Here is a 15,313-nt window from a genome sequence, read left to right as displayed (position 1 = left end):
TCCGCGGCACGTGGGCGGCATCATGCGACAAGGAGGTCGACATGGACAATGGCAGCAGCAAGCAGACGGCGGCGCTGAAGCGCATCGTGGAACGGTTCGCCATCGACGGCGCCGTCGCGTCGGTCACGCCGTACGGCGACGGGCACATCAACGTCACCTATCTCGTGGTCACCGATGAGGCCCGCTACGTTCTGCAGCGGATGAACACCGATGTGTTCCCGGACACGGCGGCCCTGATGCGCAACATCGAGCTCGTCACCGGATTCTTGCGCGCGCAAGGCCAGGAGACGCTCGAGATCATCCCGACGAAGGATGGCCGCAGCTGGCTCGCGGCGGACGACGGCATGTTCCGCGTCTACCGATTCATCGAAGGTACGATGTCCTACAACCTCGTCGACGATCTGCGCGTCTTCGAGCGCGCCGGCGCGGCCTTCGGCGCGTTCCAATGCACGCTCGCCGAATTCGACGCCGCCCAGCTCGCGGAGACGATCGCCCGATTCCATGACACGCCGCACCGCTATGCCGACTTCCGTGCGGCCGTCGCGGCCGATCCGCTTGGCAGGGCGAAGGACGTGCGCGACGAGATCGGGTTCTTCGATGAGCGCGCGCCCGAATACGGGCGGATCGTGGACGCGCTCGCCGACGGATCGGTGCCGCTGCGCGTCACGCACAACGACACGAAGCTCAACAACATCCTGATGGACGCGGACAGCGGCGAGCCGCGCGCGATCATCGACCTCGACACGGTGATGCCCGGTTCGATGCTCTTCGACTTCGGCGATTCGATCCGCTTCGGCGCTTCGACCGGTCTCGAAGACGAGCCGGACCTGGGCAAGGTGCATTTCAGCCTGCCGCTGTTCCGCGCCTACGCGAGCGGATTCCTCGGCGAGGTCGGCGCGACCGCCGCCCCCCGTGAACTCGAGCTGCTGCCTGAGGCCGCGCGGCTTATGACGCTCGAATGCGGCATGCGCTTCCTCGGCGACCATCTGCTCGGCGACGTCTACTTCGCGACGAAATACCCCGGACACAACCTCGTGCGCGCGCATACGCAGATGCAGCTCGCACGCGAAATGGAGGAGCGGATGCCGCAGATGCATGCCGTCATCGACGAGATCATGGGCGCCGGTGCCGAACATGACGCGAACGCTGGATCCGACTCGGACGCCGCAGAGGAGGAGCACGACGATGCGTGAGACGGCTTCCACGGCCGCCGAGGAGACGGCGGTTCTCGGCGCCATCGACGCGCTCGTCGACTATGCGCGCGCCCGGCTGCTGCTCGACCCGCGCGACGTGGACTGGATGCGCAACCGGCTGCTGGAGGTCCTCGGCGCCGACGAGGCGCGCCGCGCGGAAGCGGCCGCGCTCCGCTTGACCGAATCGGATGACGCGGCGGCGTCGGGCGACGCGGCGAACCCGGACGACATCGCGGCGACGGATGATGCGTCGAGGAAGGCGGCCGCCGCCTTCCTCGACGACGACGTGATCATGGGCGCGCTGTCCGCGGCGCCGTCGCGCATCCAGGACGCCTATGACGACGTGCGAGCCGGCGCCGGCAACATGGCGGCGATGCGTTGGTTCTACGACTACGGCGTCGCGAACGGCTACATCAAGCTCGCGCAGCTGCGGTGCAACGTGCGTTTCGACGGTGCCGGCCTCGTCGTGACGATCAACACGGCGAAACCGGAGTTCAAGGACATGCGCAAGGCGGCGAGCGGCAACAGCGTCGACGGCAGCTTCGCGCAGTGCACGATCTGCCATGCGAACGAAGGGCTCGCGGCGCGCGGCAAACGCACATTGCGCACCGTCGAGGTCGAACTCGACGGCCGGCCGTGGTTCTGGCAGTTCTCGCCCTACGGCTACTTCGCGCAGCACGGCATCTGCGTGAACCGCGAACATACGCCGATGCACGTCGACAGGTCGACCTTCGCCAACCTGCTCGACTTCGTCAACCAGTTCCCCGACTACTTCCTCGGCTGCAACGCCGCGTTGCCGCGCATCGGCGGATCGGTGCTCGCTCATGACCATTACCAGGGCGGCGGCGAGACGATGCCGATGCAGCGCGCGGCGGCATGGCGGCGCTACCGCTGCCCGGACGCCGACGACGCCGTCCTCGAGATTATCGACTGGCCGGCGAGCGCGATGCGTGTGCGCTCGCGCAACCGCGCCGCCATCGTACAGGTCTGCGAGCGTATTCGCGAAGCCTGGGCATGCTACGACGACGCCGCGCTCGGCATCGCATCCCATGACGCCGCCGGCGCCGCACAGTCGTCATTGTCGCCGATTGCGCGGCTCGTGCCCGGCGAGGACGGCGCTCCCATGTATGAGATGAGCCTGATCCTGCGCAACAACGCGGTGAGCGGGCGGTATCCGCTCGGCGTCTTCCATGCGCATCCCGAATACTTCTTCGTCAAGCAGGAACCGATCGGCCTCATCGAGGCGATGGGCTTGTTCGTGCTGCCGGGGCGTCTCGTCGGGCAGCTCGGTGCGCTCGAGGACGCATTGGTCGCCGGCGATGCGCTGCCCGACGGTCTCGCCGAGTTCCGGCTGCTGTGGGATGAAGTGCGTGAAGCACTGAGGCAGGAGGGGATGGGCGCCGCGGATCGCGGAATGGACCGCGATACGGTCCGCAGGGCCGTCCGCGATGCGCTCGCCGACGTCTGCCGACGCATCCTGGATAACATCGCCGTCTTTCCGAATCACGAGGAGCTCGGCCGATTCCTCGAGGGGCTGGGATTTGAGGCTCAGGACTGCTGACGGACCCATGCCTCGACGTTCTGCGCGCTTTCCGACGAGCTGAAGCGCTGCCCGTCCTTCCAATCGCCACCGTTGGCGAGCTTCGCCAGTTCGCTTGCGCTTGAGCCGAGCGGCGAACTTGCGGAGGTGCAGAACGGGATAACCGTCTTGCCGGAGAAATCGTTGGCGCGCACGAAGGTGTTCATCGGCCATGCCGCGACGCCCCACCAGATCGGATAACCGATGTAGACGGTCGTGTAGCGGTCCCAGTCGGGCACCTCGGTCGTCTTGAGCTTGACGTCGCGCAGGCGTTCGTCGTCGTGCTCCCTGCTGACTCGGCTGTCGGCGTCGTTGTAGTTGAGGTCGTCGCTCGTGTACGCTTCGGCGGGTTCGATCGCGAACAACGTGCCGCCGGTGGTCGTCGCGATGTCCTCGGCGACGCGCTTCGTGCTGCCGGTCGCCGAGAAATACGCGACGAGCGTCGTCGAGTCGCCGCCCGTCGCCGGTGCGACGGTCTGCGCGGCCGACGGGGTGGACGTCGCCGCGGCGTCGCCGGATCCGCCTCCGCAGGCCGTCAACGTGACAACGGCCGCCGCCCCGACGATGCATGCAGCAAGACGCTTGTGCCAGTTCATCATGTCCTCCTTGTATCGTCGCGTGCCCCGTCAGGCCGCGTTGCCGCTTGGATACGGCCAGTATCGCATGCCTGTGCCGCCCAAGCACATGTCTGCGGAATGACGAAATGCATGCGCGATCGTAATGCCGCTGCTGATGGCATGTCCGATTGTGTCTAACGGCTTATCGGAGTCGGATTGCCGGTTGTGGCCATATCCAAGAATGCAATCAGTGAACGTATTGCAGATATGCATGTAAAATCGTTGTTTCGCTGTATTGGTTTTCCGTGCGATCCGGTGCCTGTGCTGCGAACGCACAAGCTAAACGGTTTGGCAAGGAGGGTGCCATGAATCTGGCGAAACGCATCATGACAGGCATCGTCGGGCTTGCGGCGGTGGTGACATTGGCGGCGTGCGGCTCGACCGGCTCGACGTCGAATAGCCCGACCGCGGACGCGTCGGACGGCACCGGCGGCAGTGCACCCGCAGGGACCGCGACGAGCGGCGACGGCAAGACGATCGTCGTCTATTGGTCGGGCACGGGCAACACGAAGCGCGTCGCCGAGGACATCGCCAAGGACACGGACGCGACGCTCTACGAGCTGGAGCCGGATCCGGCGTACACGCAGGAAGATCTCAACTTCAACGACGCCGACAGCCGCGTGGTCAAGGAATACGAGGACAAAAGCCTCGAGGACATCAAACTCAAGAACGCGCAGGTGCCAGATTGGAACAGTTACACGACCGTCTACATCGGCTATCCGATCTGGTGGCAGGAAGCGGTGTGGCCGGTGCGCAACTTCATCCGAGACAACGACTTCTCCGGCAAGACGGTCATCCTGTTCTGCACATCGATGAGCTCGCCGATCGGCGATAGCGCGACGAACCTGAAGAAGCTCGCGAAGAACCCGGGCGCTTGGAAGGACGGGCGACGCTTCTCCGAGGACGCCGACCCGAACGACGTCGCCGACTGGGTCAAGAGCCAGCGGTAGTCGTTCGCTCTGCCCACGCGTACACAACGAACGCGCATGGCGACAGGGCGTACCACCACATTGATATGCGGTGCGCCCTGTCGCATGCGCGGATTCCGGTACCACGCCCGATGTCCCCGCTCGTACACCTGACTGTGTGCCTAAAACGTGGATTTCTGTGTACTTTTCCGCACTTTCACGCACTCGACCCGTACCATCGGGAGAAGCTCGAAACCCTTGGAATCACAAAGAAAAGAGCCGCTGCGGTGGAATGAATGCAGCGGCTCTAGTGGAGCTGATGGTAATCGAAACCACGACCTCTTCGATGCGAACGAAGCGCTCTACCAACTGAGCTACAGCCCCGTGGATGTTGTCGTGCTCCGCATGACAACTCGCCTAACGATACTAGTGGATGCGAACAAATGCAAATCGCGTGTGTCGCGGCGTGGCGGCGCCTTCGTTTCGACGAATTTCGACAATCGACGCGCAATGATGGAATGTCCTGTCGAAACACGTTAGGATGGCGCGCGGGTGCGGCGTGCGCGACCACGGCGCGCAACGTATGACGCGGCGGGCGCGAGGCAGCGCCGCCGCGCGACGCAATCAGCGAGCGAGGTGCAGATGGCTGGTATCAAGGATGTGGCGGCGAAGGCCGGCGTGTCGATCAGCACGGTCTCCTATGTCGTCAGCGGTAAACGCAAGATCGGCGATCAGACGCGCGGGCGCGTGCGCGCGGCCGCGCTCGAGCTCGGCTACCGGCCGGTCATCGACGCGACGACGCCGGTCGGGTCCACCCATGTGCTCGCCGTCAGTTCGCCGTTGCGTCCATACACCGACGCGTCGAACTATGCAGCCTTCTTCCTTGCGCTCGCGTCGGCGTCGAAACGGCATGGCTACGACATTCTGCTGCTGATGCACGAGGCCGGCGATCAGGAGCTGCGGCGCGTCGCCGACCGGCATATGGCGGACGGCGTCTTCCTGCTCGACGTCCTGCTCAGCGATTCGCGCGCGGACATGGCCGGCGCGATCGACATTCCCGTGGTCAGCATCGGCTATACGAACGACACGGCGAACGTGTACACGGTGGACATGGACTTCGCGGGCATGGGGCGCGAGGCGATGGACAAGGCGCATGTGCTGGGGCACCGCCATGTGATGCTGTACTGTCCCGACCGCCGTGCGTTCCTCGACGGCTCGAACTTCCTCGTCCGTTTCCTCGATGCGGCGATGCAGCGCGGTGAGGAGCTCGGCATGACCGTCATGCGCAAGTTCGCGTCCGGCCGATCCGCCGATGACGTGAACCTCGCCGTCGACGAGGCCTTCGCCGTCGATCCGCGAATCACGGCGATCATCTGCGAGGAGAACGCCGCGCAGATGGGGCTGCTGATGAATGCGTTGAGCCGCAGGGGGCTGCGTGTGCCGCAGGACGTCTCCGTCATGGCGGCGTGCGCGAACGGTTCGACGGCGCGGCTCGCCGACGAGATGCCGATGAACCCGGCCGCCGTGTGCGAGCGCGCCGTCGATATCATGGTCGAGGTGCTGCGCGGCGAGCGTCGTGATGTCGGCTACGTCGAGCTGCTGCCGGGGGAGTACTGTGCGCGTGGCACGATGCGCGCGCGTCGGTGACGTCGCCGTGCTTCGAACCGATTTCGACGATTGTCGAAATCGGTTGGATGACGATTACTTCGATGATTTAATTTACTCATGAGATTCAACGGCTGAATCCCTGCAATATCCGAAAGTCAGTAATGGCGCTGAAAAAGGAAGAGATATGAACGTTCGTAAGGCAATCGCGGCGGGTCTGGCCGCTGTGACGGCGGTCGGCATGTGTGGGCTTGCGGGATGCGGCGGCAGCGGCACCGCGCAGGAGGAGAATCCGACCTCGATCAAGATCTGGCACTACGAGGAGGACAACGGCGCGATGGGCGTCGCCTGGAAGAAGGCGATGGAGATCTTCGAGAAGGAGACCGGCGTCAAGGTCGAATTCGAGAAGAAGTCCTTCGAGCAGATCCGCCAGAACGCGTCGCAGATCCTCAACTCGGACGAGGCCCCGGACGTCATGGAGTACAACAAGGGCAACGCGACCGCGGGACTCCTCGCCAGCCAGGGACTGCTGACGAATCTCGACGACTACGTCAAGCAGTACAAGTGGGACGAGAAGGTCACCGGATCGCTCGCCGACACCGGCAAGTACAACGACAAGGGCGTCATGGGCTCCGGCAACTGGTACGGCATCACGAACTACGGCGAGGACGTGATCATGTACTACAACAAGGACATGTTCGACAAGAACGGCATCGAGATCCCGACGACGATGGACGAGCTGACCGACGCGATGCAGAAGTTCGTCGACAAGGGCATCACGCCGCTTGCCGAGGGCGCCGCCGAATACCCGGTGCAGCATCTGTGGTGGCAGCTCGCGCTGAGCAAGGCCGACGACCAGTTCGTCAAAGCGTACGAGATGTACGACGGCGACGTCGACTGGGATTCGGAGCCGATCGTCTACGCGACGCAGACAATCAAGGACTGGACCGACAAAGGCTACATCTCCAAGGACTGCACCGGCCTTAAGGCCGAGGACGTCGGCCAGGGCTTCATCAACGGCACCTATCCGATGTTCTTCTCCGGCACCTGGTGGTTCGGCCGCTTCCAGAACGACATGAAGGGCAAGAACATCACGTTCTCGACGTTCCCGCAGTCCAAGAAGGTCGTCGGTTCCTCCGGCAACCTGTGGGTCATCCCGGAGAACTCGAAGCGCAAGGATCTGGCCGCCAAGTTCATCAACATCACGCTGAGCCCCGAAGTGCAGGACCTGATGGGCAACTCCGGCGGTCTGCCGATCGCCGCCGATCCGGACAAGATCACCGATCCGTCCACGAAGGAGCTCATCGAATCCTTCAACACGGTGCTCAAGGACAACGCGCTCGGCTTCTACCCGGATTGGCCGACCGCCACGTTCTACGACGAGCTCAACGCCTCGCTGCAGGAGCTCATCAACGGCTCGACCGATGTCAAGGGCGCGATCGCCCAGATGAAGTCCGACTATGACAAGGGCGTCCAGGACGCCGGCGTCAAGGACTGACCGGTCCTCCGAACCCATTCCATTCGCGGCGGCCGGGCGGCGCAGCTCCGCGCTCGGCCGTCCGGCCGCCGCATACCTGCAGGTCAACACCGCTGAGGGAAGTGCATCATGTCTTCACCAACCAACCGTACCAAGCGCGAGCGCGACGCGGCCAAACGCGAGCGTGGAATGTCGCGCATCCCCGGAAGCCCGTCGCGGCGATTCTGGATCTATCTGATTCCGGGTCTGCTGATGCTGCTGTGGATCATCGTGATCCCGGCCGTCTGGAATATCTATCTGAGCTTCACCAACTACCGCGGCATCAAGCCGCCGGTATGGGCCGGCATGACGAACTGGGCCCGCCTCGTCAAGGACCATACGTTCTGGATCTCGTTCATGAATTCGATCTGGATGATTCTGGCGATGGTCATCATCCCGATTCTCGTCGGCCTCATATTGTCGTCGCTGCTGTTCGACGTCGTGCAGAAGAAGTTCGGCCCGCGCACCGCCTCGACGATGCGTGCGCTGTACTACTTCCCGCAGCTGTTGCCGATCGCCGTCGCGTCGCTCGTCATGGGCTGGATCCTGCGTCCGGAGAACGGCGCGCTCAATGCGTTGCTCAAGGCGATCGGGCTGGGCGACCTGCAGCACGACTGGCTCGGCAAGCCGGACACGGCGCTGATTTTCCTGATGCTCATCATGATCTGGATCCAGATCGGATACCCGCTCGTCATCTTCATGTCCGGTCTGCAGCGCGTCGATCCGGAGCTCTACGAGGCCGCAAGCCTCGACGGCGCCAACTGGTGGCAGCGGTTCCGCGCGATCACGCTGCCGTCGATCAAGCCGGAGATCTTCGTCGTCGCGCTCACCTGCACGATCGCCGCACTCAAGGTGTTCGGCCCGGTGCAGATGCTCACGCGCGGCGGTCCGGGCACGAGCACGACGGTGCCGTCGTACTACTCGTACAAGCAGTTCTTCCAGTCGCAGCAGGTGGGATACGGTGCGGCGATCGCCACGGCGCTCACCATCGTCATCATCATCGTTTCGATCGCGTTCACGAACCTTCAGGAGAAGGTCGCCAAAGAGGATGAGGAGTAGGCCATGACTTCCACGCTCGTATCCGCCGAACAGGACTACGAATACAACTCGCCCGATCAGCACAAGCTCACGCCAAAGGAACTCAAGGAGATCGCGCATGTCAAGAAGAACCGCACGGCGGGCGACTGGGTGGCGCTCGCGCTGCTGATCGTCGGTGCGCTCATCATGATGTTCCCGTTCATCGTGCTGCTGCTCAACGCCTTCAAGACGCCCGCCGACTACAATGCCTCCGGTCCGCTCGCGTGGCCGAAGGAGCTGAGCTTCGCAGGCCTGTCCACGTTCTGGCAGCGCGTCAACTTCCCCGAGAAGGTCTGGAACAGCATCTGGACCTCCGGACTTGTGGCCGTGCTCGCCGTCGTGCTGTCGATGTTCAACGCCTTCGCGCTCGGCATCGGCCGCGTCAAGGGCCGCAAATGGATCATACTGCTCATCATGCTCGCGAACATGCTGCCGCAGGAGGCGATGCTCTATCCGCTGTACACGATGTTCAAGGGCATGGGCCTGTACAACAACCCGTGGGCGATCGTCATCATCTTCACCGTCATCCAGAGCGCCTTCGGCACCTATCTGCTGTCGTCGGTCTTCGGCACCTTCCCGAAGTCGATCCTCGAGGCCGCCACGATCGACGGCGCGAGCCGCTGGCGCATCTTCAAGGACGTCGTCTTCCCGATCTCGAAGCCGACGCTGAGCGTGCTGCTCGTGTTCTTCTTCATCTGGACATGGAACGAGTACATGATCCCGCTCGCGTTCCTCGTCGACAACTCGTCGCAGACCGTGCCGATCGCGATCAGCTCGCTGACCGGCGACCGCCTGATGGACGTCACGACGACGGCTTCGGCATCGCTCATCAGCATCGTGCCGACGCTCATCTTCTTCCTGATCTTCCAGCGCACGCTGTCGCGCGGCATCACCGCCGGCGCCGTCAAGTGACGCGCGCACCATCCATCCACACCATCCACCAAGGAGACTCCATGAAATTCACCAACGGCTACTGGCTGATGCGTGACGGCGTCGACGCGCTGTTCGCGCGCGACGCCTACGAACTGCACGCCGATCCGGCGCGAGAGACAATCGACGTGCTCGCGCCGACGGGCGTCGTCCACGAGCGCGCGAACACGCTCAACCTGCCGGCGTTTCACGTGGAACTCAGCACGCCGATCGAAGGCGTCATCCGCGTGCGCGCCACCCACTGGCGCGGCGGCGCGCAGGGCATCGGCTTCCCGATCATGCACGACGAGGCCGGCGGACGCGACTACGTGAGCGTCGTCACGCATGGCGACGGCGACGGCGAGACCGGCGAGCGCGGCGCGACGGCCTCGTTGCGCTCCGGCGGACTGACGGCGACCGTCGTCAAGGGGCCGGAATGGAACCTCACGTTCACCGACGAATCCGGCCGCGCGCTCACGCAGTCGCGCGGCAAGTCGCTCGCGCACTTCGCGCTCAACGACCTCGCCGACGTCAGCGCGGAGCCGGTCGGCGAGTTCGGCGTGACGCCGACCGGACTCGCGAAGGACGAATCGCGCACGTTCACGTCGATCCAGCTTGCGCTCGGCGTCGGTGAGACCGTCTACGGCCTCGGCGAACGCTTCGCCGCGTTCGTCAAGAACGGGCAGAGCATCGACATCTGGAACGAGGACGGCGGCACCGCGTCCGAGCAGGGATACAAGAACGTCCCGTTCTATATGACAAGCAACGGCTACGGCGTCTTCGTCAACGACCGCGGCCACGTCTCCTTCGAGGTAGGCACCGTGAACACCGAGGCCGTGCAGTGCTCGGTGCCGGGTGAGACGATTGACTTCTGCGTCATCTACGGGCCGACGCCGAAGCAGATCCTCGACCGCTACACGCGGCTGACCGGGCGCCCCGCCATGGTGCCGGCGTGGAGCTACGGCCTGTGGCTGACGACGTCGTTCACGACGAAGTACGACGAGGCGACGATCACGTCCTTCGTCGACGGCATGGCCGAGCGCGGCATCCCGCTGAGCGCGTTCCACTACGACTGCTACTGGATGCGCGAGTTCCACTGGACCGATTTCGCATGGGATTCGCGGTTCTTCCCGGATATCGAAGCGACGCTTAAACGGCTGCACGAGGACAAGGGGCTGCATCTGTGCGCGTGGATCAACCCATACATCGGCCAGGCCGGCGCGATGTTCGACGAGGGCATGCGCGAAGGCTACCTCGTGCGCAACCCGGACGGCACCGTCTGGCAGACCGACTACTGGCAGGCCGGCATGGGCCTCGTCGACTTCACGAACCCGGCGGCGCGCGCCTGGTTCAAGGGCAAGGTCGTCGCGCTGCTCAAGCAGGGCATCGACGCGATCAAGACCGACTTCGGCGAGCGCATCCCGCGCGACGTCGTCTGGTATGACGGCTCGCCGAAGCTGTCGATGCACAATTGGTACACCGAACTGTACAACCGGACGGTGTTCGAGGCGATCGAGGAGGTGTACGGCGTCGGCAAGGCATGCCTGTTCGCGCGTTCGGCGACGGCCGGCGGACAGCGCTTCCCGGTGCATTGGGGCGGCGATTGCGAATCGACGTTCAACGGCATGGCGCAGACATTGCGCGGCGGTCTGTCGCTCACGTCCTCCGGATTCGGCTTCTGGAGCCATGACATCGGCGGCTTCGAAGGCGCGTTCCCCGATCCGGCCGTCTACAAGCGCTGGCTGGCCTTCGGTCTGCTCAGCTCGCATTCGCGGCTGCACGGCTCGACCGTCTACCGCGTGCCGTGGCTGTTCGACGAGGAGGACGAGCGGCAGGGGCGCAGCGTCGAACCCGGGCAGAGCGCCGTCGACGTGTGCCGCAAGTTCACGCTGCTTAAGCTCAGCCTGATGCCGTATCTGTATCAGGCCGGCATCGAAGCGCACGAACACGGCACGCCGGTCATGCGTTCGATGTTCGTCGAATTCCCCGACGACCCCGCATGCCGCACGCTCGACCGCCAGTACATGCTCGGCTCGTCGCTGCTCGTCGCGCCGGTGTTCAGCTACTCGGGCGACGTGAGCTACTATCTGCCGGCCGGCGGGTGGACGAACTGGTTCACCGGCGAGCATGTGCGCAGCGAACACGGCGTGTGGCGCAGCGAACGGCACGGTTTCGACTCGGTGCCGCTGTGGGTGCGCGACGGCTCGGTCATCGTCACACATCCGGGTGCGACGACGCCGGACTACGACTACGCGGCCGATCCGGACGTGCGCGTCTTCCTCGGCGATGCAAGCGAAGCGAGTGCGACGGTCGCCTGCACCGACGGCCGCCGCGTCGTCTTCACGGCGAGACGTGACGGCGACGGGGTCGTCGTCGACCGCGTCGAAGACTGATGCGGCGATGCGTGCCGCGTAGAGCGTCGACATATAGATGAACGCGCCGGCGACGGACGGTATGACATCGTCCGCCGCCGGCGCGTTTCGCATGTATGGGTCGGCGGAAGCGCGGATTGCGCGCGATCAGGCGTTGCGGGCGTCGTCGTCGAGGGATTCGACGAGCGGCGTCGTCTCCTCCTCTGCGACCTCGGTCGCCGGCGTGACCTTCTTCTTGCCGAACTTCGCCTTGAACAGGCCGACGAAGGTCGGGATCAGCGAGATGACGAGGATTGCGACGATGACGAGCTCGAAGTTCTCCTGGACGACCGGGATGCCGCCGAAGAAGTAGCCGAGCAACGTGAACAGCGACGACCAGACGAGGCCGCCGAGAATCGAGAACGGCGTGAAGCGGCGCCATTGCATGCCGGTGATGCCGGAGATGAACGGCATGAACGTGCGGATGAACGGGAAGAAGCGGCCGAGGAAGACGGCGAGCGGGCCCCAGCGGTCGATCATCGTCTCCGTCTTCGCAAGACGTTCCGGCGTCATCGACTTGACCTTGCCGGATTCGATGATGCGGCGGCCGAAGAAATGGCCGATGAAGTAGTTGCACTGGTCGCCGAGGATCGGCGCGGTCCAGACGACCGGCAGCAGCGCGGCGATCGGCAGCGCGGATTTCCCGGTCGCCGCGTCCGGCGCGGCGAAGAAACCGGCGGCGAACAGCAGCGAGTCGCCGGGCAGGAACGGGAAGAAGACGACGCCGGTCTCGATGAAGACGATCAGGAAGATGAAGCCGAGCGTGGGGGCGACGCCCATCGCGATCCAGCCGGCGATCGCGCCGCGCGGATCCTTGAGCAGGTTGGCGATGAAATGAATGAATCCCATGGAAATCCTTGACGAGTGAGGACGCGGATGCGCCGTGGCCATGCGTTACCTATTACCGGTTATCTTGTATAGCATGTCAGCCCTACGGCTCGGCGGCCGGAAAGGGTGCGGATGGTCGGGGGGAGACGGTCGCGGAAGGGCTTAGCGAACGGAGTTGGGTGGCTGTGCGGCGGTTGCGGTCGCGGAGGTGCTGGTTAGCGAACGGAGTTGGGCGGAAGTGCGGCGGTCGTGTTCGCTGAGGTGGGGCTTAGTGAACGGAGTTGGGCGCGAGTGTGACAGTTGCGGTCGCGGAGAGGAGGGTGATGCCGCAAAAGAGAGCGGCCGCAGCCAAGGAAGCGCTGCGGCCGATTGTTGAGGAAAGGGGAAGGGTAAGTCTGGTTTGTTTACCGGATGTCCATCTCGGTATGCGGCGCGGGTGCCGCGAGCCGATCACAGTCCGGAGTTGGCGTTCACGTAGGTCGGGCGTTCGACCTCGCCGTAGCCGCCGTACTTCTTGAAGCCCCACAGCAGGATGAGCGACTTCGCGTAGGCGACCCAGCTCAGACCGAAGATGAGCATGAGCACGCGGATGAACGGGACGAAATACGCCAGGCCGAGCACGACGACGTCGATGCCGACGAGCGCGAACGAGCAGGCGAAGGCGCGCCACGGGAACAGCGCGGCGAGCTTCCAGGTACGTCCGACCGAATTGGCGAAGCGCGCCTGCAGCGGGAACAGGTATTCGGCGAGGAACAGCACGGCGACCGATGCGGCGACGAGGATGATGAGCGGGACGTAGGCGGCGTTCGTGTCCCAGGCCACCCAGAACGCGAGGCCGAAGATGAGGACGGCGACGAGCGCGAGCAGCAGCAGTCCGGAGATGAGGCCCTGCTTGAACTCCCGCTTGAAGCGCTTGAGGTATTCGTGTACGAGCCGGATGTCGTCATGTTCGTCGTACTGGAACAGCGTGCTGTAGAGCGCCGCCTGCGCCGGACCGATCGTGACGATCGGCAGCAGCGTGACGAGGAAGACGAGATTGAGCGCGGTGAATCGCGCGAGCGTTCCCATGAACTGCCAGAACGGCGCTTCGGTGTTGAACCTCATGCTGCTTCCTTTCCGTGCCGCGGCGCCGCTGCGATGCGGCGTCCGTGTGCGTCGTGCACCCGGCGACTCCGTATATACGCACTGTATATATCTGCCGGACGATGGCTGGCGGCGTGCAGATCGTTCTGCGGTTCGCCGTGCAGGGTGTCGTGGCGGAGTCGTTGTTGGATGCATGTCCACATCGACTGTTGTTGATAAGTATATAAATAAGTGACACGCTTGTCTACTGCAACAGCATCCCGCGTGTCGTGAAAACGTTGCCATTTCAAGGTAGAGTGAGTTCAGATCGCAGTGAAGTTCGCGTGTCGCCCTGTGTTTCCAACGGGTGGCGCGCCATCGCGACACCGGACTTCGTTATCTGATTTGACAAAGATAGTCGTTGTTTATAATCTATTCAACAAGAAGTGAGAAAGCCTCGCGGGGTTGCGGGACTTGGAATCGCTGACATCAGTTTCCGAAGGAGGAGAGATGCAGACGTCGTCTAGTACCGAAACCGATGAGACCATCGGTTCGACCGGTGGCGCCGCGGCGGTCGTCGGCAGGGAAGTCGAAGCCGCCGAAGAATCCAAACTGAGCCGTCGCGACCGTCGCGCCGCGAAGAAGGCGGCGAAGATGGCTGCCGAGGCCCATGTGGACAAGCGCCATGCGTTCAAGCTGTGGCTGTACGTGGCCCCGCTGCTGATTCTCGTGTTCCTGTTCAGCTACATCCCGCTGTTCGGCTGGATCTACGCGTTCTATGACTACCAGCCGCCGATCCCGCTCTCCGAAAGCAAGTTCGTCGGCCTGCAGTGGTTCGAGATGATGGTGCAGAACCCGGCGCAGCTGCGCACGATTGGACAGGTCCTGCTCAACACCTTCGCGATGTCGGGTCTGAACATCCTCACCTCGTTCCTGCCGGTCATCTTCGCGATCGCGCTCAACGAGATCCGCGCCAAGTGGTTCAAGAACATCATCCAGACGCTCACGACGCTGCCGAACTTCATCTCGTGGGTCCTCGTCTACTCGATCGCCTTCGCGATGTTCTCGTCGACCGGCATGGTCAACGACCTGCTGATGAACCTGCACATCATCAGCGAACCGATCAAGTTCCTCGACTCGCCCGACCAGGTCTGGCTCAAGATGCTGCTGTGGAACCTGTGGAAGGGCCTCGGCTGGGGTTCGATCATGTACCTCGCGGGCATCGCCGGCATCGACCCGGAGCTTTACGAGGCCGCGCAGGTGGACGGCGCCAACCGCTTCCAGCAGATCATCCACGTGACGATCCCGCAGCTGATGCCGACCTACTTCGTGCTGCTCATGCTGTCGATCTCGAACTTCCTCAACAACGGCATGGACCAGTACTACGTCTTCCAGAACGCCTTCAACCAGAAGTGGATCCAGGTGCTCGACCTCTACGTCTACAACGTCGGCATGGGCCAGAACAGCCTGTCGCTCGGCACTGCGATCTCGATGCTCAAGTCTCTCGTCTCGGTCGGCCTGCTGCTGCTCGTCAACTGGCTGTCCAAGCGTACGCGCGGCGTCGGCATCGTCTGATCCGCATCCAGCAGTCACGAATCGTGTATTGGG

Annotated in this window: 12 protein-coding genes and 1 tRNA gene; 9 read left to right on the top strand and 4 right to left on the bottom strand. The window is 63.7% G+C overall.

Features of this window, described 5'->3' with window-relative positions; all coding sequences use genetic code 11:
- Positions 1-41: 41 nt before the first annotated feature.
- Both BcFMB_RS01990 and BcFMB_RS01985 read left to right on the top strand, forming a co-directional pair.
- Positions 42-1,193 (top strand): phosphotransferase enzyme family protein, encoded by a 1,152-nt coding sequence (locus BcFMB_RS01990; RefSeq protein ID WP_024541545.1) that lies wholly within the window; start codon positions 42-44, stop codon positions 1,191-1,193.
- Positions 1,186-2,754: a galactose-1-phosphate uridylyltransferase gene (locus BcFMB_RS01985; protein ID WP_099720912.1), complete on the top strand. Its 1,569-nt coding sequence runs from the start codon at positions 1,186-1,188 to the stop codon at positions 2,752-2,754. Before BcFMB_RS01990 ends, BcFMB_RS01985 begins: the two co-directional genes overlap by 8 nt.
- Here the strand turns inward: BcFMB_RS01985 and BcFMB_RS01980 are convergent.
- Positions 2,742-3,371 (bottom strand): flavodoxin, encoded by a 630-nt coding sequence (locus BcFMB_RS01980; RefSeq protein WP_099720911.1) that lies wholly within the window; start codon positions 3,369-3,371, stop codon positions 2,742-2,744. The genes BcFMB_RS01985 and BcFMB_RS01980 overlap by 13 nt on opposite strands.
- Positions 3,372-3,694: 323 nt before the next feature.
- Between BcFMB_RS01980 and BcFMB_RS01975 the strand changes: the two genes are divergently transcribed.
- A complete protein-coding gene (locus BcFMB_RS01975; RefSeq protein WP_099720910.1) occupies positions 3,695-4,339 on the top strand; it encodes a flavodoxin in 645 nt (214 codons plus the stop codon).
- A 269-nt stretch (positions 4,340-4,608) separates the two neighbouring features.
- Here the strand turns inward: BcFMB_RS01975 and BcFMB_RS01970 are convergent.
- Positions 4,609-4,681, bottom strand: a tRNA-Ala gene (locus tag BcFMB_RS01970).
- A 258-nt stretch (positions 4,682-4,939) separates the two neighbouring features.
- On the opposite strand from BcFMB_RS01970, the gene BcFMB_RS01965 reads away from it, so the two are divergent.
- The 5 genes from BcFMB_RS01965 to yicI all read left to right on the top strand — a co-directional run bounded on the left by BcFMB_RS01965 (position 4,940) and on the right by yicI (position 11,797).
- Positions 4,940-5,944 (top strand): LacI family DNA-binding transcriptional regulator, encoded by a 1,005-nt coding sequence (locus BcFMB_RS01965; protein ID WP_099720909.1) that lies wholly within the window; start codon positions 4,940-4,942, stop codon positions 5,942-5,944.
- A 145-nt stretch (positions 5,945-6,089) separates the two neighbouring features.
- The gene (locus BcFMB_RS01960) at positions 6,090-7,400 is read left to right on the top strand and encodes an ABC transporter substrate-binding protein (RefSeq protein ID WP_024541550.1); all 1,311 of its coding nucleotides are present in this window, start codon (positions 6,090-6,092) and stop codon (positions 7,398-7,400) included.
- A gap of 108 nt (positions 7,401-7,508) precedes the next feature.
- A complete protein-coding gene (locus BcFMB_RS01955) occupies positions 7,509-8,477 on the top strand; it encodes a carbohydrate ABC transporter permease (RefSeq protein ID WP_099720908.1) in 969 nt (322 codons plus the stop codon).
- 3 nt (positions 8,478-8,480) lie between these two features.
- Positions 8,481-9,407, top strand: a complete 927-nt coding sequence (locus tag BcFMB_RS01950) for a carbohydrate ABC transporter permease (protein ID WP_099720907.1) — start codon at positions 8,481-8,483, stop codon at positions 9,405-9,407.
- Positions 9,408-9,448: 41 nt separating this feature from the next.
- The gene (gene yicI, locus BcFMB_RS01945; protein WP_099720906.1) at positions 9,449-11,797 is read left to right on the top strand and encodes an alpha-xylosidase; all 2,349 of its coding nucleotides are present in this window, start codon (positions 9,449-9,451) and stop codon (positions 11,795-11,797) included.
- A 126-nt stretch (positions 11,798-11,923) separates the two neighbouring features.
- Here the strand turns inward: yicI and BcFMB_RS01940 are convergent, their stop codons facing one another.
- Positions 11,924-12,664 (bottom strand): DedA family protein, encoded by a 741-nt coding sequence (locus tag BcFMB_RS01940; RefSeq protein WP_099720905.1) that lies wholly within the window; start codon positions 12,662-12,664, stop codon positions 11,924-11,926.
- Positions 12,665-13,093: 429 nt separating this feature from the next.
- Positions 13,094-13,747, bottom strand: coding sequence for a YesL family protein (locus BcFMB_RS01935; RefSeq protein WP_157775025.1), 654 nt, complete (start codon positions 13,745-13,747; stop codon positions 13,094-13,096).
- 468 nt (positions 13,748-14,215) lie between these two features.
- On the opposite strand from BcFMB_RS01935, the gene BcFMB_RS01930 reads away from it, so the two are divergent.
- On the top strand, positions 14,216-15,280 hold the full coding sequence (locus tag BcFMB_RS01930; RefSeq protein WP_198405432.1) for an ABC transporter permease: 1,065 nt from the start codon (positions 14,216-14,218) through the stop codon (positions 15,278-15,280).
- The last annotated feature ends 33 nt before the right edge of the window (positions 15,281-15,313 follow it).

The sequence above is a fragment of the Bifidobacterium choerinum genome (genome assembly GCF_002761235.1).
Taxonomy (GTDB): Bacteria; Actinomycetota; Actinomycetes; order Actinomycetales; family Bifidobacteriaceae; genus Bifidobacterium; species Bifidobacterium choerinum.
Note: the sequence above shows the minus strand (reverse complement) of the source record. Positions and strands in the feature narration are given on the sequence as shown.

Bases quoted from the DNA above. Each gene is read 5' to 3' on its own strand.
- BcFMB_RS01990 (WP_024541545.1), top strand. From the start codon at position 42: ATGGACAATGGCAGCAGCAAGCAGACGGCGGCGCTGAAGCGCATCGTG.
- BcFMB_RS01980 (WP_099720911.1), bottom strand. From the start codon at position 3,371: ATGATGAACTGGCACAAGCGTCTTGCTGCATGCATCGTCGGGGCGGCG.
- BcFMB_RS01930 (WP_198405432.1), top strand. From the start codon at position 14,216: ATGCAGACGTCGTCTAGTACCGAAACCGATGAGACCATCGGTTCGACC.
- BcFMB_RS01950 (WP_099720907.1), top strand. From the start codon at position 8,481: ATGACTTCCACGCTCGTATCCGCCGAACAGGACTACGAATACAACTCG.
- BcFMB_RS01935 (WP_157775025.1), bottom strand. From the start codon at position 13,747: ATGAGGTTCAACACCGAAGCGCCGTTCTGGCAGTTCATGGGAACGCTC.
- BcFMB_RS01975 (WP_099720910.1), top strand. From the start codon at position 3,695: ATGAATCTGGCGAAACGCATCATGACAGGCATCGTCGGGCTTGCGGCG.
- BcFMB_RS01940 (WP_099720905.1), bottom strand. From the start codon at position 12,664: ATGGGATTCATTCATTTCATCGCCAACCTGCTCAAGGATCCGCGCGGC.
- yicI (WP_099720906.1), top strand. From the start codon at position 9,449: ATGAAATTCACCAACGGCTACTGGCTGATGCGTGACGGCGTCGACGCG.
- BcFMB_RS01960 (WP_024541550.1), top strand. From the start codon at position 6,090: ATGAACGTTCGTAAGGCAATCGCGGCGGGTCTGGCCGCTGTGACGGCG.
- BcFMB_RS01965 (WP_099720909.1), top strand. From the start codon at position 4,940: ATGGCTGGTATCAAGGATGTGGCGGCGAAGGCCGGCGTGTCGATCAGC.
- BcFMB_RS01955 (WP_099720908.1), top strand. From the start codon at position 7,509: ATGTCTTCACCAACCAACCGTACCAAGCGCGAGCGCGACGCGGCCAAA.
- BcFMB_RS01985 (WP_099720912.1), top strand. From the start codon at position 1,186: ATGCGTGAGACGGCTTCCACGGCCGCCGAGGAGACGGCGGTTCTCGGC.